Source organism: Vibrio sp. QJM3NY_39, assembly GCF_057785895.1.
Map to the genome: position 1 here is coordinate 389594 of NZ_CM173505.1, position 21136 is coordinate 410729.

Here is a 21136-nt window from a genome sequence, read left to right on the forward strand (position 1 = left end):
TGTGGCTTAGATACCGTCTCTTTCGATAGGACAACTCATACAGCGAGCGCCACCTCGGCCACGACCTAGCTCATTGCCCGGAATTGTCAGAACTTCGATACCTGCTTTGTCGTATTTCTCATTGGTGTAAACATTACGCTCATAACCGATAACCGTACCCGGTTTCACCGTCAGTACGTTGTTAGCGTCATTCCATTGTTCACGTTCAGCTTCGTAGTTATCACCACCGGTTGTGATGATCTTCAGTTGATCGAGGTCCAGTGCGCCTTCAATCGCTGTTAGGTAGTTTTCAGCTTTCTCTACTCGCATTTCGCCATTTTCTTTCGGCGTTAAGCGCCAAGTATCTAGGTCTTTACGAACGATCTCTGGATAGACTGAGAATGTGTCGATATCCATGTGCGTCATTACTGTATCAAGATGCATACAAGAGCGGTGCTTTGGTAAATCAATCGCAATCACTTCGGTTGCTTGACCGGATTTGAATAAACTCGCGGCTAGGTTTTCAACACCTTGTGGCTTAGTACGCTCTGAAATACCGATAAGCACGGCACCTTTACCGATAACCAGAACATCTCCACCTTCAATATTCGCATTGTCATAGTGAAGATCTTCATCACCGAAGTGCTTAATGAAATCTTGGCCTGCGAATACAGGGTGCCAGCGGTAAATTGCTCGCAAGTGATTCGTTTCTCGTTGACGAGCAGGCATCATCATTGGGTTAAGAGAGACACCTCCATAAACCCAACAAGAAGTATCGCGGGTAAATAGATGGTTGGGTAGTGGCTCAATAACGAAATCAAGTGGGCGGTGCATCTTCGGTAGCATTGAAGAAGATTTAATAGGAAGTTCAGAGTAGGCTAAGCCACCCAGTAGGATCGTGGCTAAGTGCTCGTTGTCCATTTGAGCAAGGTATTCTCTTAAATCACGTGCGAATGTAGGGCCGTAACGGAAGTCTGAGATTTGAGTCGTCAGTAGCCACTCACGAGCTTGAGCTACAGCGAGTGTCTCAACCAGTAGGTCATGCAGTAATAACACTTCAACGTCTTGGTTACGAAGTGTCGTCGCAAAGGCATCGTGTTCTTCTCCTGCGGCTTCTACTGCAAGTACATCATCAAAGAGTAACTCATGACAGTTAGAAGGGGTGAGGTGGGTGAGTGCCCTTTCAGGTCGATTTAGGAGAACTCGTCTTAATTGACCGACTTCGGAGCCAACGTACAGCTTACTCATTTTGCATCCTTACTATTAATCCAGCGTCTATTTATGACAAGCTTGTTCGTAATATGCAAGTTTTGAAAATTGTGTAAAGGTTGTTTTATTTCTCAATTGTTGGTTTTTAATGCTGATTAATTAAAAATTAGTGATATTAAAATCCAATTGAAAGACTCAATGCTAGAACAAACTTTTTGCAGTTCTATGCTCAAATTTCAGTAACTCGATAATCCATTTTGCTTGGTGAACATGATTTTTCATTCAAAATTTATGCAATTATCCATTCTAAAATGAGATCTTATGCACCAATGAAGTGATCGTCAGTATGCATTTGATATGACTAACCACTCAGTTTTAGAGAAGTAAGGCGAAAAGTAACAATAAAAATGAAATGCTAAAACACACGTTAGTTAATAATATGTTGAAAATTTGTTTCTGTGATTTTGATTTCACTTTTTAATTGATATCCCCTCTGTTATCTAGCGATAAACTTACTCTTCTATACCTGATCTAGGTGGCTTTTCTAGGCGATCCATGCCATATTTCGTGGCAATCAAATTTGATCTTTTCATAGTCAACACTCTGGAGCAGACACATGTCTCACGAAGATGAATATCTATCAGTAGCGGAATTAATTGAATTTCAAAAAGGAGAGACTCGCGACATCATTGAAGCACTAATCGAAGATGGTAGCGATCCTGAAGCTCTATACGATATCGAGCATCACCTTTTTGCTGAAGATTTCGCAGTACTTGAGAAAGCCGTTGTTGAAGCATTCAAAATGGGCTTTGAAGTGCTTGAAGCTGAAGAGACAGAAGACGAAGATGGCAACAAGCTACTTTGTTGTGATGCAACGATGCAGTGTACTCTGAATGCAGAAGCGATTGATGAGCAAGTTGAGAAGCTTGTAAATCTTGCAGAGAAGTTTGACATTATCTACGACGGTTGGGGCACTTACTACGAAGGTGAAGATGCTATCTACCCAGACGAAGATGAGGAAGACGAAGAGTAATTTCTTCCCAGTTTTAAAGAATGCCAGCCTTGAGCTGGCATTTTTTTATCCTCAGAAAAATAAATGTCTTTATATGCATTCATTCATTATAATGCGGTCAAAATTGATCTAGCTCAAGGAATGCTATGCGATTACCTCTCGATGGTCTTTGGCAAATATCGCCACTGACGGACCTCTCTATTCCACAAGATGACATTACTTTTCCGGCTCCGTTAAGTTCAAAGCTTCCTGATAGCTTGAGTGAAAGTGAAATCGCAGAGCAAGAGTGGCACCTGATGCATGACATCGAAGTGGATGATGCGATGTTGGCGTGCCCGTTTGTTGAGTTAGTAATGGCAGGTGTTGATTACTTTGCGGAAGTTCGACTCAATGGTGTGGCTGTGTTTGATTGTGATGGTAGCCAAGTCGAATATCGTAAAGATATTCGACCTTACATGCAGTCTGGTCGCAACCGTTTTGAGATTCTTTTCCTTGAAGAAGAGGAGAGCTTATTGCTTGAAGAGGATATGGATGAGTCAGTCTCTTCATCGGCTGTCGCTAAATCGGATTCTCGTATCGGAATCTGGCAAGCGCCATATCTGCAGTTCGTTCGTCACGTCAAGCTTGAGCAAGTTGTGACAGAGCAGATCTGGCATTACGGTGGTGGTTGTGAGTTCAAAGTGGATGTTATCTATCAAACGCTAAAGCCAGGGCTAATATCGGCATCAATCAAGTTTAATGGTATGACATTAGTGATGCCGATAGATGTGCGAGCAGAACATACGGGTGTTGTTTTCCAGGTTGAGGCGCCGATAATTTTTGATATTGAGAATCCTAACCCTAAACATTTATACTCGTTAGAAGTGGTACTTGATGGCCAGGAAGAGAGCTCTTTTGTCGCCTTGAATCCAGCTTCTTGCGTCAGTAATTTTTTGCGTAGTTAGCGGTTATTTAATTAGCCCGTTACGTAAGGAATCAATTCGCTCACTTGCTTGTCATCTGATGAACTGCCGACGCTAACCCTATTTCAAAACACATTATAGCGTTTTGGCCATGACAACCTCACAAGCGTCATGGCCTGTTTCTCCCCAAGCTGAATCAAGGTGTTCAAAGCCCAATTTTTCGTAAAGTTTAATGGCGGCATTAAGGCATTCGGTCGTTTCTAGATACATATGTTGATAACCCAGTTCCTTAGCTTTCTCCATCGACATATTAACCAACCTCTTCGCTAAGCCTTTGCCTCTTGTTTCTGGCAAGAAGTACATCTTTTGCAGTTCACAGACCTCTGGCATCGCTGCTAATGGTGCAAACCCACCACCACCGACAACCTTTCCATCAAGTTCAATTACCCAATACCGAGATCTTTCATTGTTATAAACGCTGAACATGTCTTCTAAGGTGGGGTCAGCCACACCATAACCTTTATCTTCGGTTAGCCCGTTTTCATAAGAGACTTGGCGAATCACATTGGCCACTACGGTGTTGTCCTGCTGCTGTAGAGGGCGAACTACTACATCGATTGAAGCGTGGCTTTGTTGCAGTGCTTTAAGGTAGTGCTCGATTCCCCCCGAAACTTGTTGAGTTTCCGCCTCCGTTAAACGCTCAAGTACCGAGTCATAAAACTGATTCTGCTGACTGTGAAGTTTGGCAAGAGTGTTTATCCCTTGTTCTGTTACTGAAGCAACAACACTGCGCTTATCGTTGGGGTGTGGGGAGGTTTGAATTAGTGAGTTCTTCGCTAGATTGTTGACTGCTCTACTGGCGTTGGACTTATCAATATTGAGCTTATCCGCCAATTGATTCACAGTTAATGGCTGCTGTTCTAGTTCGATCAGTGTATGAGCTTGAATCGGAGGTAGGGCAATATCACCACAATCTTTGTCGAGTATTCCAAGCTGTCGAACGAGCTGACGTGATAATTCTCTAAGTTGTGCTGAAGTCATGTTGCCTCTTAATATGGTTGCGATGTACAACTATAATTTAAGTGCGCATCGCAACTATGTCAACAGTAAACTCTCTAGGTTAAGCATGTTGGTGTAAACAAAACTGTGGTTGTGCTGCTTGGCTTTCTGCTTTTCGTAACCACACCTTCTCATGGAAGTAGTAAGCCACGGTATTCAAAGCGGGTTCTAACGTTGCCATTACACCACCAACGAAGGCATCGCCAGTCAATAAGTAGACAACGGTAAAGGCAACACTAAAGTGGATAGTCGCGAAGCTTGCTGTTTTTAATTTAGTCATCCACTGACGAGCTTTAAGCGCTGGAACTTGAGCCCAAGCCTTTTCATGAAAATAGAAGGCAACAGTATTCACAGAGGGTTCAATCATGGCAATTAAGCTGCCAATTAAGATGTCGCCTGTGAGTACGTAAGCGACACTAAATGCGATAGTAAAATGTAATGCGGCAAAGGTTAGTGTCTTTTTCATGATAATTACTCAATCGTTGTGTTGTTTTGATAGAGCTATTATTGAGAATTATTATCATTAATTAAAATGGGTTGTAGGGATTAATTTGATAGGTAAAAACTATCAATAAATAAGTGACGGACGATAAAGCTTGGAGTGATTGGCATAAAAAAGGTTGGTCACGAAGACCAACCTTTCTATTTAGAGCGAGAAGTTCGAAGCCTTCTCGTTCAATCAGTTTTAAAGTGCAGCGATAGTCGCTTTTTGCTCTTCTAGCTTAACAAGCGTTTCTTGGTAGCCTTCAAGCTTTTCACGCTCTTTCGCGATAACCGCTTCTGGTGCTTTAGCAACAAAACCTTCGTTACCTAGCTTACCTTCGATACGTTTAATCTCACCTTGAGTCTTTGAGCTTTCTTTGTTTAGACGAGCAAGTTCAGCATCTTTGTCGATAATGCCAGCCATTGGCACCATTAGCTCGGATTTGCCAACGAGTTTCGTTGCGCACGCTGGCGTTGCTTCACCGTCTGCAAGCACTTTAAGTACATCAAGTTTTGCTAGAGAGTTTAGAACAATCTTGTTTGCTTCGATACGAGCAGCGTCTTTTTCATCGGCTACTTTGATCATTACTTCTAAGCCTTGGCTTGGTGCAATGTCGTATTCTGCACGTAGGTTACGAATAGCAGTGATGAAAGTCTTAACCCATTCGATGTCGTCAACGATCTCAGCATTGAAGTTAGCTTCATTAAACTGAGGAAGCGCTTGGGTCATGATAGTTCTTTCTTCTGCATCAGGGCCTTCAACGCCGTCGATCAGCGGAATAACGCTCTGCCAGATAGATTCAGTGATGTAAGGAAGAACAGGGTGAGCAAGACGTAGAGTCTTCTCAAGAACCGTAATAAGCGTGTAACGAGTCGCTTGCTGTTGAGCTTCAGTACCCTTCCAAAGAACAGGTTTAGTTAGCTCTAGGTACCAGTCACAGAATTGGTTCCAGATGAATTCGTAAAGCGTGTTTGCCGCCATGTCTAGACGGTAGTTGTCTAGGTGAGCGTTAAACTCTTTCGCAGCAACTTCAAACTGAGATTCAATCCACTTATCAGCTAGAGAGAATTCCATGTTTGCACGGTCTTCAACAGACAGTGACATGCCACAATCGTGCTCTTCTGTATTCATCAGTACGTAACGGCTTGCGTTCCATAGCTTGTTACAGAAGTTACGGTAACCTTCAAGACGCTTCATGTCCCAGTTGATGTCACGGCCAGTTGAAGCCATAGCAGCAAGAGTGAAACGTAACGCATCAGTACCGTATGGTTCGATACCATCTTCGAAAGTTTTACGTGTAGCTTTTTCGATCTTAGCAGCCAGTTTAGGTTGCATCATGTTGCCACAACGCTTCTCTACTAGCTCTTCAAGGCCGATGCCGTCAATCATATCGATTGGGTCAAGTACGTTACCTTTCGACTTAGACATCTTGTCGCCGTTTTCATCACGGATAAGACCCGTCATGTAAACTGTTTTGAAAGGTACTTGAGCTTTGCCATCTTCGTCTTTCACGAAGTGCATAGTCATCATGATCATACGAGCAACCCAGAAGAAGATAATATCAAAACCAGATACTAGTACTTCTGATGGGTGGAATGTTTTCATTGCTTCAGTATCTTCAGGCCAGCCTTGTGTGCCGAACGTCCAAAGTGCAGAAGAGAACCAGGTATCAAGAACGTCGTTGTCTTGCTTAAGAACAATTACCGGTGAAAGGTTGTTCTTTTCACGAACTTCTTCTTCAGTGCGACCTACGTAAACTTTACCATCGTTGTCGTACCATGCTGGGATACGGTGACCCCACCAAAGTTGACGAGAGATACACCAGTCTTGCACGTCACGCATCCACGCGAAGTACATGTTTTCGTACTGCTTAGGTACGAATTGGATCTCACCATCTTCAACGGCTTTAACAGCAGGAGCAGCAAGAGGCGCTGTACGCACGTACCATTGGTCAGTCAGCATTGGTTCGATAACCACACCACCACGGTCACCGTAAGGAACGGTTAGATCGTGATCTTTGATCTCTTCAAGTAGACCTAGTTCATCAAATTCCGCAACCGTTGCACGACGAGCAGCAAAGCGCTCCATACCTTGGTATTTAGCTGGAAGCTCTGTTGAGTACACATCGCTTTCTTCACCGTTAGTTGTGAAGATTTCAGCCGCATCACGGATATCACCGTTGAACGTTAGGATGTTGATCATTGGTAGGCTATGGCGCTTGCCCACTTCGTAATCGTTAAAGTCATGAGCTGGCGTGATTTTCACACAACCCGTGCCTTTATCCATGTCAGCGTGCTCATCACCTACGATAGGGATAAGACGATTTACGATAGGAAGCAGGATTTCTTTACCGATAAGATCTTTGTAGCGAGGATCTTCTGGGTTAACCGCAACGCCGGTATCACCAAGCATGGTTTCAGGACGTGTAGTAGCAACGATGATGTAGTCTTTGCCATCAGCCGTTTTAACACCGTTCGCTAATGGGTAGCGGAAGTGCCACATGAAACCTTTTTTGTCTTTATTTTCAACTTCAAGATCAGAAATTGCCGTGTGCAGTTTAGGATCCCAGTTTACTAGACGCTTACCACGGTAGATTAGGTCTTCTTCGTATAGACGAACAAACACTTCTTGAGTCGCAGCCGATAGGCCGTCATCCATAGTGAATCGCTCACGACCCCAATCTACAGAAGCACCAAGACGACGAAGTTGTTGAGTGATCGTGCCACCTGATTCGCCTTTCCATTCCCAGATCTTGTCGATGAAAGCTTCACGGCCGTAGTCGTGTTTTGTTTTGCCTTCTTCAGCGGCGATCTTACGCTCAACAACCATTTGAGTGGCGATACCAGCGTGGTCAGTACCCACTTGCCAAAGAGTATTTTTGCCTTTCATACGTTGAGCACGGATAAGCGTATCCATGATCGTATCTTGGAACGCGTGACCCATGTGTAGGCTGCCAGTGACGTTCGGTGGCGGGATCATGATGCTGTAAGCTTCTTTTGATGTGTCACCGTGTGGCTTAAAGTAGCCTTTCTCTTCCCAAGTCTTATACAGAGCTTGTTCGATTGATGTTGGGTTGTATGTCTTTTCCATAGTGCTCTTATAACGGATACTGTGAATGGTTAATCGTGGTCAAACTTCATAAGTGAAGCTTCTTGAATCTAAATCCAAAGATAGCTTTAACTATGAGGTTTGACTATGGATGTTGAATCTCGATAGTTTGTAGCTGATATCCAGCCTGACGGTAAATTTTATACCTTTCTCGAGCGAGTTGCTTAGGTTTTTCTTCGCAAGGAACGAAGTCTATCACCTGAGCAAAGGCGTTCGCAAAGGTTGTATGATTATCGGCCAGATTTATTACCAATTGTCGGTTCCAATTAGGTTTGGCACCTTGATGGCCTATTTCAATATTCGTTGAATATTTTGGGCCTTCGCCAACCAAGTTGTGCGCGATAAATTCAGTAGGTTCTACCTGCCAAAAAACTTCAGCGATACGCTCAGCATGATCTTTATCGTTACAGTTGAGATAAAGTTTAGCGCCTTGTTTTGCAAAATGCTGCGCAAGAAACAACACATAGCGAGCAAAACCTTCTTCGCTGGCTTGCGCGCTTTCTGGAGACACAATGTAAAACGTAGCAGTTTGCATACTTAACACTCGAACTGAAAATCGTGGATATCAATGTTACTTGGCTAACAGGATCTAACAAATAGCGCTTATTAAAAAAGGGCCCGTAGGCCCTTTTCATTATTTTGAAGATTGCTCTTCAGTCTCTTGGCCGCTGCGGTTCAATAAGAATTGGACTAGCATTGAGACAGGACGACCTGTCGAGCCTTTCGCTGCGCCTGACTTCCACGCTGTACCTGCACTGTCGATGTGGGCCCAGTGGTACTTTTTGGTGAATTTAGACAGGAAACAACCTGCGGTGATAGTACCGCCAGGGCGGCCACCGATGTTTGCCATATCAGCAAACGGGCTGTTTAGCTGCTCATGGTACTCGTCTGCCATAGGTAGACGCCATGCACGGTCACTTGCTTGCTCTGAAGCATTAACAAGTTCATGAGAAAGAGGGTTGTGGTTTGATAGAACGCCACTGATGTGGTGGCCTAAAGCAATAACACACGCGCCAGTTAGTGTTGCAACGTCAACAACACAATCAGGTTCAAAACGCTCAACGTAAGTTAGAGCATCACATAGAACCAAGCGACCTTCAGCATCAGTGTTGAGTACTTCAACTGTTTGGCCAGACATGGTTGTTAGAATGTCACCTGGACGGTAAGCATTGCTACCCGGCATGTTTTCACAGCCCGCAAGAATACCTACAACGTTGATTGGCAAGTTAAGTTTCGCCAATGCTTTCATTGTACCGAATACAGATGCAGCACCACACATGTCGTACTTCATCTCATCCATGCCTTCACCAGGCTTAAGTGAGATACCGCCTGAATCGAAAGTAAGACCTTTACCGACTAGAACGATAGGTTTTGCATTTGGGTCAGCAGCACCTTTGTATTCCATGATAGACATCATAGATTCGTTCTTAGAGCCACGGCCTACTGCTAAGTATGAAGTCATACCCAGCTTTTCCATCTCTTCTTCACCGATGATCTTAGTCTTTACTGTCTCATAATCGTCAGCTAAACGACGAGCTTGAGAAGCTAGGTAAGCCGGGTTTGCGATGTTCGGTGGCATGTTGCCAAGATCTTTAGATGCTTTCACACCTGAAGCAATAGCAAGACCATGAGAGATCGCTTTTTCGCCAAGGCTTAGCTCGCGACGTGTTGGTACGTTGAATACCAATTTACGCAATGGGCGACGAGTCTCTGGTTTGTTGCTCTTAAATTGGTCAAATGTGTAAAGACCATCTTTAGTTGCTTCTACTGCTTGACGAACTTTCCAGTAAGTGTCGCGACCTTTAACGTGAAGCTCTGTAAGGAAACATACCGCTTCCATAGAACCTGTTTCGTTTAGCGTGCTGATGGTTTTTTGGATAATTTCTTTATATTGACGCTCGCCTAACTCACGTTCTTTACCACAGCCTACCAGTAGAACACGTTCTGAAAGTACACCAGGTACTTGATGCAGTAGCAGCATCTGGCCAGGTTTACCCTCTAGATCACCGCGACGAAGCAGTGAACTAATGTAGCCATCGCTAATCTTATCTAATTGCTCGGCTACTGGAGAAAGGCGGCGCGGTTCGAATACACCGACAACGATACATGCGCTGCGCTGTTTCTCTGGGCTGCCACTTTTTACACTGAACTCCATGCGTACTCCTACATCCTGAAGACAAATCGAACTAAATGTTAGATAATGGGTTCTTACTTGTTGGATCCTATAATGGAACTAACCTTAAAGAAGAACGCTAACACTTAGCTAAAAATTTAAAAAAATAAAAGGTTCAACGGGAAATTATAGTGATTCAATCAAAAAAACAAGTTTTGTATAGGTAATTTGAGCGTGATTATTGTTAGATATTTGATCCGCGAGACAATCAAGAGCCAATTTGCGATCTTTTTTGTTCTCTTTCTCGTGTTTCTCAGCCAAAAATTCATCAGTGTTTTAGCGGACGCCTCTGATGGTGATATTCCTGCGAGCCTCATATTGTCGATTGTTGGTCTAAATATGCCAGCGATGGGCTTATTGATGCTTCCACTCAGTATCTATATTGGTATTTTGCTTACTTTTGGCCGTCTTTACGCTGAAAGTGAAATAGTCGTAATGAACGCTACGGGTATTGGTAATAAATTCCTTATCCAATCTGCGCTTTATTTGGCTTTGATAACCGCATCAGTTGCCGCTTTTAACTCATTTTGGTTATCTCCTTGGTCGCAAGACAAAGTTGAGCAAATGTATGAAGAAGTGGCTGCAGAGAACAGTGTTGATCTGCTGCCAAAAGGTAAGTTTGAAGGCACGCCGGATGGTTCTTCTGTCGTTTTCATTGATGATATCGACGGTAATAAGTTAGAAAATGTGTTCGTTGCTCAAATGCGCCCACGTGACTCGGTATTGCCTAGTGTGATGTTTTCTAAGTCGGGTGATGTCAAAGAACTGAGCGATGGTCGCCAAGTCATCGTTATGTATGACGGCACTCGCCATGAAGGAGTTCCGACACGTCTCGATTATATGGTGACGCACTTTGAAGAGTACGAAGGTTTAATTGGTCAGCGTGAAGTTGAGAAGAAAGGTCGAGATTGGGAAGCTATTCCTACACTCGAACTGATTGGTAATCCAGAAAAAAGTGCGAAAGCGGAATTACAGTGGCGAATTTCATTGGTGCTTTGTATTCCATTGTTGACCATGCTTGTTGTGCCACTGTCTGCGGTGAACCCTCGACAAGGTCGTTTCGCTAAAATTGGCCCCGCTATTCTAATTTACCTAACCTATTTCTTAGCCATTAGTGCAACCAAATCTTCGATTGAAGAGGGGAGTATCCCTGCGGTAGTCGGCATGTGGCCAATTAATGCGTTGTTGTTATTTGTCGCGATTGGTGCAAACTTTATGGATAGCGTGCCAGTAAGGCGTTTGAAAGAAAAATTCAAGAATAAAAGGTTAGCTTAAGCCGTGTTTAAGATTCTCGATTTATATATAGGCAGAACCATCATCGCAACTACGTCACTGGTATTGGTGACGTTTGTTGGTCTCTCTGGGATTATCAAGTACGTAGAGCAGTTGAGAAAGGTTGGTCGTGGTACTTATGACCTATTACAAGCGCTGTATTTCGTTCTATTGAGTATCCCTCGTGATATTGAAATGTTCTTTCCAATGGCGGCATTACTTGGGGCATTGATTGGATTGGGTATGCTTGCTGCGAGTTCTGAGTTGGTGGTGATGCAGGCTGCGGGTTTCTCTAAGTTAGATATTGGCCTATCTGTACTCAAAACCGCAATTCCATTAATGATCGTGGTGACTCTTCTTGGTCAATGGGGTGCACCTCAAGCACAGAAGATGGCTCGTGATCTGAGGACTATATCGATTGCTGGTGGTAATATTATCTCTACCCAAAGTGGGGTATGGGCCCGTGATGCCAATGACTTTATATTCGTTGTCAAAATTGACGATGAAAAGTTATATGGTTTGAACATGTGGCGCTTTGACGAGAATAAGGCACTTAAAACGGCGATATACTCTAAAGAGGTCGATTACGTTGGAGACAACGTTTGGACAATGAACGATGTAGAGATCACGTCGTTCGAAAATGAGATTCAGATTACCAAAGAAAGCCTACCGACATACTCATGGAAGACGTCACTCGCTCCAGATAAGCTTGCGATTGTAACGGTTAAGCCTGAAGAGCTGTCTTTAAGTGGATTGTATGATTATGTTTCCTACCTAAAAGCCTCGGAGCAAGATGCATCACGCTATGAGCTCGCTTTATGGAGAAAGATAACTCAGCCAATATCGATAGCGGTCATGATGTTGATGGCACTGTCGTTTATCTTCGGTCCATTACGAAGTGTGACGATGGGAGCAAGAATTCTTTCGGGGGTTATTGCAGGTTTCACCTTCTATATATCCAGTGAGTTTTTTGGTCCGGTCAGTTTGGTTTATCAAATACCACCTGCCTTTGGTGCGCTCGCCCCGAGCGTGGTGTTCCTCGGAATAGCCATAATGCTCTTGAGGCGGAAACTGTAAATAGAAAAAGGAAGGCATAACGCCTTCCTTTTTTGATCTTGCTTGTAGCGAGATTAATAGCGTTATCGTGCTTGTGGTAGAACTACTACTTCGGTCTTCGCCCAGATGTCGTGAAAGCCACGTTTCTGAGGATCGAATGGAACACATAAGTTTGCCAATCCAAATCCTGAGGTTCCTAAGCGAATCAGCGCTTGGGTTACCGTAATTGCTGAGCCATCTTTGTTTTGAACACGCAGTTTCCAAGCTCTCATTCCTAGCGTTTGGCCTGCTCTTGTCCAGAAGAATACAAAGAAGTACACCCAAACTACGACTAAGTAGAAAGTATATGCAGGGCTCCAGATAGGGTGGTTCGTTAAGAAGTCACTAACATCGGCATAACCGCTATGGTTAAAAATGCCAAGAGCCATGAGTGCGTGCAGCAGAGCGACAATGACGCCAGCCGCCAACATTTCAATAGCGATTACGATAAGGGCGTCATAGAACAAGGCACCAAATCGGCGCATTACTCCTGCTGGTGGCATTGTGTTTGTTGATGTCATGGTGTCATTACTTCTTCAAAAATTTAGGCGTCAGAATATAGTCTAAGGCTTGGCGTGAAAAGAGACATGACGCACAGCTTATGACTTAGTGGCGAAATTATCGGCAAACACACATGAATTCAAGTTTTTATACTTGCCACATCAGTTCGCATACGTATAATGCCAGACATCGAAAGGGCAATGCCCCAAGATAATGCCGGTATGGTGAAATTGGTATACACGACGGATTCAAAATCCGTTGCCTTCGGGCGTGGCGGTTCAAGTCCGCCTACCGGTACCATATTTAAATGACAAAGCCTCGACTCAAGTCGGGGCTTTGTTGTATCTGGAGACTAGAAAAGCTTACCTTTGTTTTAACGGCAGGAACGGTTTTTCAATCAGTCAGATCTTGGTGTTTCATTCATAAATCTCACCGTTTCCCTTCGCAATTCGATTCCTTAATAAATTAATCATCTTAAATCATGATGTTACCTACCATTCTCTCATCTATTGTCTATGTTTAAAGAAATAATAGAGGAGAGATATATGCTGACAGTAACCCCTTACTTGTTTTTTGATGGCCGTTGTAACGAAGCGTTGGATTTTTATCATAAATGTTTTGGCGGTGTAGTTTTATCGAAACAACTTTTTAGTGATGCGCCACAAGTAATAGAGGGAGCTCAACCTGATTGGATTATGCATGCTGAGTTTGAAGCGTTTGGTATGAAGCTGATGATGTCTGATGGTGTTAAAGCGAAAGAGCTCGAAGGTAACAACCTCGCTCTCTCCCTTGTTACTGAGGATACCGCGACTCAAGAGCACATCTTTGAAAACCTGAAGCAAGGTGGGCGAATAATGACACCTTTAGCGGATACGTTTTGGGGAGCTCGGTTTGGCAAAGTGGAAGATAAGTTCGGCATACGTTGGATGGTGCACTGTGATTCTTTAAGTTGAACCTGTGAAATTGGATAGTGAAATTGTTGCTCGGTTTTATTAGAATTATAAATAGAGATTATTGATCAATATTATATATAAAAATGGGCAGCATAAAGATTACCGTAGATCGCATTCAGCCCGGTCTACATGTACGACTCCCAGTAAAATGGAATGAACACCCATTTCTACTTAACAGCTTTAAAATCAAAGATGACGCTCAAGTACAAGTAATTCGACATCTTGGGATTAAGCACGTCTATATAAATCCGAACCAAAGCGATACATCACCTTTACCCGCTAACCATGTGAGTGAACAAGACCTTGATACTGATTTACAAGTAAGTCTTGAAGCGGAAAGAATGTGGAAAGATAAGCATGAGCGTATCGAAACTCTAAGCTCTTACCGTCGTAGGGTGAGTCATTGCGAGAAAGAGTTCGAACGTTCGCTTGCCCGAATGCGTTCTGTGATGACCAAAATCCGTAATCGCCCATTAGATGCGGTAGGGGAGGTTAAAGCTCTTGTTGATGATATTGTTGAAACGCTAGTGAGTGACGATAACGTAACCTTGCATCTCATGAATGCAAAAGCTGACTTTGAAGACATTTACTTCCATACATTAAATGTCTCTGTTGTTGCGTTAATGATTGGTAAAGCAAAAGGCTACAATACGCAACAGTTGAAAGACCTTTCATTTGCCGCGTTGTTTCACGATATAGGTAAAATAAAGATACCCGTAGCGATACTAAGAAAGCAGGCAGCTTTGACTGTGCCAGAGGCGAATTATCTCAAACTTCATACTAAGTATGGGGTAGATATAGTCACGGCTATTGAGGGTTTTCCTGACAGTGCGAAGAGAGTTATTGGTCAGCATCACGAAATGAATGACGGTTCGGGTTATCCAGAAGGCTTAACTGAAGATGGTATAGATGAGTTTGCAAAAATAGTCGCGGTAGCAAATGCATTTGATAACCTTTGCCACAGTAAAGCGCAATCCCAGCAGAAGATCCCTTACTTAGCACTCTCTCATTTATATAAGAACTGCAAACACCTATATAGTCAGGATAACTTGAGTCTGTTAGTCAAGTTTATGGGAGTGTACCCACCGGGCACTGTCGTGCAGCTTTCAAATGAATCAATTGGAATAGTGATTTCAGTTAATGCTAAACACATGCTTTACCCGAATGTACTGATCTATGATCCTAGCGTGCCAAGAACCCAAGCCCCGATCATTGACCTCTTTAGTAAAGAGATAAAAATTGTCAATGCAGTTCATCCAAGTAAGTTACCGGAACAAGTTAGAGAATATCTAAACCCTAGGGCTCGTTTATCTTACTTTTTTGATAATGGTGAGTAGTTATCCACAGGGTGTTGTGGGTAATTTGTTCGAAACTTGGGTTGAAAGTGGTATAAATAAGCCCTTGGTTGAAATGTCTTCGCTTAACCTCTTTTTTCAATAAAAAACGCATTTAATGCTTGCCAATAAGAGCTGCATCTCTATAATGCCGCCTCACTGACACGGCAGACGCCACAAGGCTTCAGCGCAGAATGTTGGTAAGGCAACTAGCTTAAAGCGTTTAATCGCTCCTACTTTTAAAAAGTAGAAATTAATTCCCAATAAGTGTTTGACACTGAGAATTAAAACGCTAGAATGGCCGTCCACTTAGAGAGGCTCCTTACTTAAAAGGAACGCTCAATAAGTGAAGCTCTTTAACAATTTAAACCTATCAATCTGTGTGGGCACTCGTTGATGAATATCAAAACGTTTTATCCTTTGGATAAAACAGTTACTTAGGTAACAAATTGATTTCAATGAACTGAGTGACCAATACGTTTAACGACTTTCTCTTGTAGAAAGAAATTATTCGGCACAGTCAATTCATTACCATTCTGTTGGAATGGTAATAGCTTTAGAATTACATGTTTACTTCGGTAAATATTAGTTTTGAAGTCAGTATTCGTTGAGTCACAAAATCTTAAATTGAAGAGTTTGATCATGGCTCAGATTGAACGCTGGCGGCAGGCCTAACACATGCAAGTCGAGCGGAAACGACACTAACAATCCTTCGGGTGCGTTAATGGGCGTCGAGCGGCGGACGGGTGAGTAATGCCTAGGAAATTGCCTTGATGTGGGGGATAACCATTGGAAACGATGGCTAATACCGCATAATGCCTACGGGCCAAAGAGGGGGACCTTCGGGCCTCTCGCGTCAAGATATGCCTAGGTGGGATTAGCTAGTTGGTGAGGTAATGGCTCACCAAGGCGACGATCCCTAGCTGGTCTGAGAGGATGATCAGCCACACTGGAACTGAGACACGGTCCAGACTCCTACGGGAGGCAGCAGTGGGGAATATTGCACAATGGGCGAAAGCCTGATGCAGCCATGCCGCGTGTATGAAGAAGGCCTTCGGGTTGTAAAGTACTTTCAGTTGTGAGGAAGGGTGTGTAGTTAATAGCTGCACATCTTGACGTTAGCAACAGAAGAAGCACCGGCTAACTCCGTGCCAGCAGCCGCGGTAATACGGAGGGTGCGAGCGTTAATCGGAATTACTGGGCGTAAAGCGCATGCAGGTGGTTCATTAAGTCAGATGTGAAAGCCCGGGGCTCAACCTCGGAACTGCATTTGAAACTGGTGAACTAGAGTGCTGTAGAGGGGGGTAGAATTTCAGGTGTAGCGGTGAAATGCGTAGAGATCTGAAGGAATACCAGTGGCGAAGGCGGCCCCCTGGACAGACACTGACACTCAGATGCGAAAGCGTGGGGAGCAAACAGGATTAGATACCCTGGTAGTCCACGCCGTAAACGATGTCTACTTGGAGGTTGTGGCCTTGAGCCGTGGCTTTCGGAGCTAACGCGTTAAGTAGACCGCCTGGGGAGTACGGTCGCAAGATTAAAACTCAAATGAATTGACGGGGGCCCGCACAAGCGGTGGAGCATGTGGTTTAATTCGATGCAACGCGAAGAACCTTACCTACTCTTGACATCCAGAGAAGCCAGCGGAGACGCAGGTGTGCCTTCGGGAACTCTGAGACAGGTGCTGCATGGCTGTCGTCAGCTCGTGTTGTGAAATGTTGGGTTAAGTCCCGCAACGAGCGCAACCCTTATCCTTGTTTGCCAGCGAGTAATGTCGGGAACTCCAGGGAGACTGCCGGTGATAAACCGGAGGAAGGTGGGGACGACGTCAAGTCATCATGGCCCTTACGAGTAGGGCTACACACGTGCTACAATGGCGCATACAGAGGGCAGCAAGCTAGCGATAGTGAGCGAATCCCAAAAAGTGCGTCGTAGTCCGGATTGGAGTCTGCAACTCGACTCCATGAAGTCGGAATCGCTAGTAATCGTGAATCAGAATGTCACGGTGAATACGTTCCCGGGCCTTGTACACACCGCCCGTCACACCATGGGAGTGGGCTGCAAAAGAAGTGGGTAGTTTAACCTTTCGGGGAGGACGCTCACCACTTTGTGGTTCATGACTGGGGTGAAGTCGTAACAAGGTAGCCCTAGGGGAACCTGGGGCTGGATCACCTCCTTATACGAAGATACTTACGATGAGTGTCCACACAGATTGATGGTTTAGATTTAGTTAAAGCCAGAGCTTTAATTAATAACGCAAGTTATTGATTAAAGCTTTTTGCTTTATGCTCTTTAACAATTTGGAAAGCTGACTGATTGATTTACTTACGAGTAATTCAATCAAATTTAAAAGTTCTCAATGTTTATCTTTCATTAGATAAACACAACAAACACATTCAAGTGTCTTGTATTCGAATCAATGTTTACATTGATTCACAATTGAGTCCGGCAAACAGTCATCAAGAATTAACCCTTCTTGATGACAACCAAAAACCTTGGTTAGTTGCCATACGCTTATTTGTCTTCACTTTTTAAAGTGAAAGCAAATAGAAACCCTTTCGGGTTGTATGGTTAAGTGACTAAGCGTACACGGTGGATGCCTTGGCAGTCAGAGGCGATGAAAGGCGTAATAACTTGCGATAAGCCCAGATTAGGTAGTAATAACCTTTTGAGTCTGGGATTCCTGAATGGGGAAACCCACGTGCATAAGCACGTATCCTGTTGTGAATACATAGCAACAGGAGGCAAACCGGGGGAACTGAAACATCTAAGTACCCCGAGGAAGAGAAATCAACCGAGATTCCGAAAGTAGCGGCGAGCGAAATTGGATTAGCCCTTAAGCTTTTAATGAGACAGATGAAGGCTCTGGAAAGTGCCGCAATAAAGGGTGATAGCCCCGTAATCGACATCTCATAATCAGTGAAAACGAGTAGGGCGGGACACGTGATATCCTGTCTGAATATGGGGGGACCATCCTCCAAGGCTAAATACTACTGACTGACCGATAGTGAACCAGTACCGTGAGGGAAAGGCGAAAAGAACCCCTGTGAGGGGAGTGAAATAGAACCTGAAACCGTGTACGTACAAGCAGTAGGAGCACCTTCGTGGTGTGACTGCGTACCTTTTGTATAATGGGTCAGCGACTTAATTTTAGTAGCAAGGTTAACCGTTTAGGGGAGCCGTAGGGAAACCGAGTCTTAACTGGGCGTACAGTTGCTAGGATTAGACCCGAAACCAGGTGATCTAGCCATGGGCAGGTTGAAGGTTGAGTAACATCAACTGGAGGACCGAACCGACTAATGTTGAAAAATTAGCGGATGACTTGTGGCTAGGGGTGAAAGGCCAATCAAACCTGGAGATAGCTGGTTCTCCCCGAAAGCTATTTAGGTAGCGCCTCGGACGAATACTACTGGGGGTAGAGCACTGTTAAGGCTAGGGGGTCATCCCGACTTACCAACCCTTTGCAAACTCCGAATACCAGTAAGTACTATCCGGGAGACACACGGCGGGTGCTAACGTCCGTCGTGGAGAGGGAAACAACCCAGACCGCCAGCTAAGGTCCCAAAGTATAGCTAAGTGGGAAACGATGTGGGAAGGCTCAGACAGCCAGGATGTTGGCTTAGAAGCAGCCATCATTTAAAGAAAGCGTAATAGCTCACTGGTCGAGTCGGCCTGCGCGGAAGATGTAACGGGGCTAAGCTATACACCGAAGCTGCGGCTACATACCTTAGGGTATGTGGGGTAGGGGAGCGTTCTGTAAGCCGTTGAAGGTGGTCTGTAAGGGCTGCTGGAGGTATCAGAAGTGCGAATGCTGACATGAGTAACGATAAAGGGAGTGAAAAACTCCCTCGCCGGAAGACCAAGGGTTCCTGTCCAACGTTAATCGGGGCAGGGTAAGTCGACTCCTAAGGCGAGGCCGAAAGGCGTAGTCGATGGGAAACGGGTTAATATTCCCGTACTTCTTACAATTGCGATGGGGGGACGGAGAAGGCTAGGTGGGCCTGGCGACGGTTGTCCAGGTTCAAGTACGTAGGCGGAAAGTTTAGGTAAATCCGGACTTTCATTAACGCTGAGATACGATGTCGAGCTACTACGGTAGTGAAGTCATTGATGCCATGCTTCCAGGAAAAGCCTCTAAGCTTCAGATTGTAAGGAATCGTACCCCAAACCGACACAGGTGGTCGGGTAGAGAATACCAAGGCGCTTGAGAGAACTCGGGTGAAGGAACTAGGCAAAATGGTACCGTAACTTCGGGAGAAGGTACGCTCTTATCAGTGAAGTCCCTTGCGGATGGAGCAGACGAGAGTCGCAGATACCAGGTGGCTGCAACTGTTTATTAAAAACACAGCACTGTGCAAAATCGTAAGATGACGTATACGGTGTGACGCCTGCCCGGTGCCGGAAGGTTAATTGATGGGGTTAGACTTCGGTCGAAGCTCTTGATCGAAGCCCCGGTAAACGGCGGCCGTAACTATAACGGTCCTAAGGTAGCGAAATTCCTTGTCGGGTAAGTTCCGACCTGCACGAATGGCGTAATGATGGCCACGCTGTCTCCACCCGAGACTCAGTGAAATTGAAATCGCTGTGAAGATGCAGTGTACCCGCGGCTAGACGGAAAGACCCCGTGAACCTTTACTACAGCTTGGCACTGAACATTGAACCTACATGTGTAGGATAGGTGGGAGACTATGAAATTGCGTCGCTAGATGTGATGGAGTCGTCCTTGAAATACCACCCTTGTAGTTTTGATGTTCTAACGTTGGTCCCTGAATCGGGATTACGGACAGTGCCTGGTGGGTAGTTTGACTGGGGCGGTCTCCTCCCAAAGAGTAACGGAGGAGCACGAAGGTGGGCTAAACACGGTTGGACATCGTGTGGTTAGTGCAATGGCATAAGCCCGCTTGACTGCGAGAATGACAATTCGAGCAGGTGCGAAAGCAGGTCATAGTGATCCGGTGGTTCTGAATGGAAGGGCCATCGCTCAACGGATAAAAGGTACTCCGGGGATAACAGGCTGATACCGCCCAAGAGTTCATATCGACGGCGGTGTTTGGCACCTCGATGTCGGCTCATCACATCCTGGGGCTGAAGTCGGTCCCAAGGGTATGGCTGTTCGCCATTTAAAGTGGTACGCGAGCTGGGTTTAGAACGTCGTGAGACAGTTCGGTCCCTATCTGCCGTGGGCGTTGGAAAATTGAAAGGGGCTGCTCCTAGTACGAGAGGACCGGAGTGGACGAACCTCTGGTGTTCGGGTTGTCATGCCAATGGCATTGCCCGGTAGCTAAGTTCGGAATCGATAACCGCTGAAAGCATCTAAGCGGGAAGCGAGCCTTGAGATGAGTTTTCCCTGGCACTATAAGTGTCCTAAAGGGTTGTCGTAGACTACGACGTTGATAGGCAGGGTGTGTAAGTGCTGCGAGGCATTGAGCTAACCTGTACTAATTGCCCGTGAGGCTTAACCATACAACACCCAAGGGGTTTTGTGGACTCAGAAGTACCAGACCTTGAATGCGTTTGAAGAGATATAACTTTTAAATCAGTTTTCCGAATTTTAAAATTTGCTTGGCGACCATAGCATTGTGGACCCACCTGATTCCATGCCGAACTCAGAAGTGAAACACAATAGCGCCGATGGTAGTGTGGGGTTTCCCCATGTGAGAGTAGGACATCGCCAGGCTTTAATTTCGACTTTGTCTAGTTTTTAGACAAGTCACCATAGAGTTCTAAGTTTTCTTAGAGTTTTATGTTGACTTTCAAAGTGGAAAGCGTATTATACGCGTCCTGCTTAAGTGCTAAGGCACTGAAAGCGTTCTCTTTTTAGAGAACAGGCTCTTTAACAATTTAAACCTATCAATCTGTGTGGGCACTCGTTGATGAATATCAAAACGTTATTACTTAGGTAGTAACAGTTACTTCGGTAACAAACTTGATTTCAATGAACTGAGTGACCAATACAAAGTTAAGTTTACTTAATTTTGGCACAGTCAATTCATTACCATTCTGTTGGAATGGTAATAGCTTTAGAATTACATGTTCATGTTTACATGAATATTAG

The 21136-nt window shown here is 44.6% G+C and carries 13 protein-coding genes, 1 tRNA gene and 3 rRNA genes; 10 read left to right on the forward strand and 7 right to left on the reverse strand.

Going from position 1 to position 21136, the window contains the following annotated elements; genetic code table 11:
- Positions 1-6 precede the first annotated feature (6 nt).
- A complete protein-coding gene (arcA, locus tag AC3CHU_RS01890; RefSeq protein ID WP_017110564.1) occupies positions 7-1227 on the reverse strand; it encodes an arginine deiminase in 1221 nt (406 codons plus the stop codon).
- A gap of 577 nt (positions 1228-1804) precedes the next feature.
- On the opposite strand from arcA, the gene rraB reads away from it, so the two are divergent.
- Positions 1805-2221 (forward strand): ribonuclease E inhibitor RraB, encoded by a 417-nt coding sequence (gene rraB / locus AC3CHU_RS01895; protein ID WP_237291200.1) that lies wholly within the window; start codon positions 1805-1807, stop codon positions 2219-2221.
- Between the two features lie 125 nt (positions 2222-2346).
- Positions 2347-3144, forward strand: coding sequence for a glycosyl hydrolase 2 galactose-binding domain-containing protein (locus tag AC3CHU_RS01900; protein ID WP_146456652.1), 798 nt, complete (start codon positions 2347-2349; stop codon positions 3142-3144).
- Positions 3145-3237: 93 nt separating this feature from the next.
- On the opposite strand, the gene AC3CHU_RS01905 is transcribed toward AC3CHU_RS01900, so the two are convergent.
- The 5 genes from AC3CHU_RS01905 to pepA all read right to left on the reverse strand — a co-directional run bounded on the left by AC3CHU_RS01905 (position 3238) and on the right by pepA (position 9908).
- Entirely contained in the window at positions 3238-4143 is a 906-nt protein-coding gene (locus tag AC3CHU_RS01905; protein WP_488524992.1) for a bifunctional helix-turn-helix transcriptional regulator/GNAT family N-acetyltransferase, read from the reverse strand.
- A gap of 79 nt (positions 4144-4222) precedes the next feature.
- Complete coding sequence (locus AC3CHU_RS01910) at positions 4223-4627, reverse strand: DUF2061 domain-containing protein (RefSeq protein ID WP_192889449.1); 405 nt, start codon at positions 4625-4627, stop codon at positions 4223-4225.
- A 219-nt stretch (positions 4628-4846) separates the two neighbouring features.
- Positions 4847-7735 (reverse strand): valine--tRNA ligase, encoded by a 2889-nt coding sequence (locus tag AC3CHU_RS01915; RefSeq protein WP_488524993.1) that lies wholly within the window; start codon positions 7733-7735, stop codon positions 4847-4849.
- A gap of 103 nt (positions 7736-7838) precedes the next feature.
- Positions 7839-8288, reverse strand: a complete 450-nt coding sequence (locus AC3CHU_RS01920; RefSeq protein ID WP_488525465.1) for a DNA polymerase III subunit chi — start codon at positions 8286-8288, stop codon at positions 7839-7841.
- A 99-nt stretch (positions 8289-8387) separates the two neighbouring features.
- A complete protein-coding gene (gene pepA, locus AC3CHU_RS01925) occupies positions 8388-9908 on the reverse strand; it encodes a leucyl aminopeptidase (RefSeq protein ID WP_004735335.1) in 1521 nt (506 codons plus the stop codon).
- A 192-nt stretch (positions 9909-10100) separates the two neighbouring features.
- Between pepA and lptF the strand changes: the two genes are divergently transcribed.
- Positions 10101-11201, forward strand: a complete 1101-nt coding sequence (lptF, locus tag AC3CHU_RS01930) for an LPS export ABC transporter permease LptF (RefSeq protein ID WP_054548292.1) — start codon at positions 10101-10103, stop codon at positions 11199-11201.
- Between the two features lie 3 nt (positions 11202-11204).
- Positions 11205-12275 carry an LPS export ABC transporter permease LptG gene (gene lptG, locus AC3CHU_RS01935; protein WP_192853933.1) on the forward strand — a complete coding sequence of 357 codons (1071 nt, stop codon included), beginning with the start codon at positions 11205-11207 and terminating at the stop codon, positions 12273-12275.
- A 62-nt stretch (positions 12276-12337) separates the two neighbouring features.
- Here the strand turns inward: lptG and AC3CHU_RS01940 are convergent, their stop codons facing one another.
- Complete coding sequence (locus tag AC3CHU_RS01940; RefSeq protein ID WP_281053292.1) at positions 12338-12814, reverse strand: RDD family protein; 477 nt, start codon at positions 12812-12814, stop codon at positions 12338-12340.
- 195 nt (positions 12815-13009) lie between these two features.
- Between AC3CHU_RS01940 and AC3CHU_RS01945 the strand changes: the two genes are divergently transcribed.
- From AC3CHU_RS01945 to rrf, 6 genes are all read left to right on the forward strand, one after another.
- Positions 13010-13094 (forward strand) — tRNA-Leu (locus AC3CHU_RS01945).
- 245 nt (positions 13095-13339) lie between these two features.
- Complete coding sequence (locus AC3CHU_RS01950) at positions 13340-13747, forward strand: VOC family protein (RefSeq protein ID WP_488524994.1); 408 nt, start codon at positions 13340-13342, stop codon at positions 13745-13747.
- 83 nt (positions 13748-13830) lie between these two features.
- Complete coding sequence (locus AC3CHU_RS01955) at positions 13831-15084, forward strand: cyclic di-GMP phosphodiesterase (RefSeq protein WP_054548294.1); 1254 nt, start codon at positions 13831-13833, stop codon at positions 15082-15084.
- A gap of 621 nt (positions 15085-15705) precedes the next feature.
- Positions 15706-17260: ribosomal RNA gene (locus tag AC3CHU_RS01960) — 16S ribosomal RNA — on the forward strand.
- A gap of 390 nt (positions 17261-17650) precedes the next feature.
- Positions 17651-20544, forward strand: a 23S ribosomal RNA gene (locus AC3CHU_RS01965).
- Positions 20545-20642: 98 nt separating this feature from the next.
- Positions 20643-20758 (forward strand): 5S ribosomal RNA (rrf, locus tag AC3CHU_RS01970).
- Together the 16S, 23S and 5S rRNA genes form the textbook arrangement of a ribosomal RNA operon.
- Positions 20759-21136: the final 378 nt, after the last annotated feature.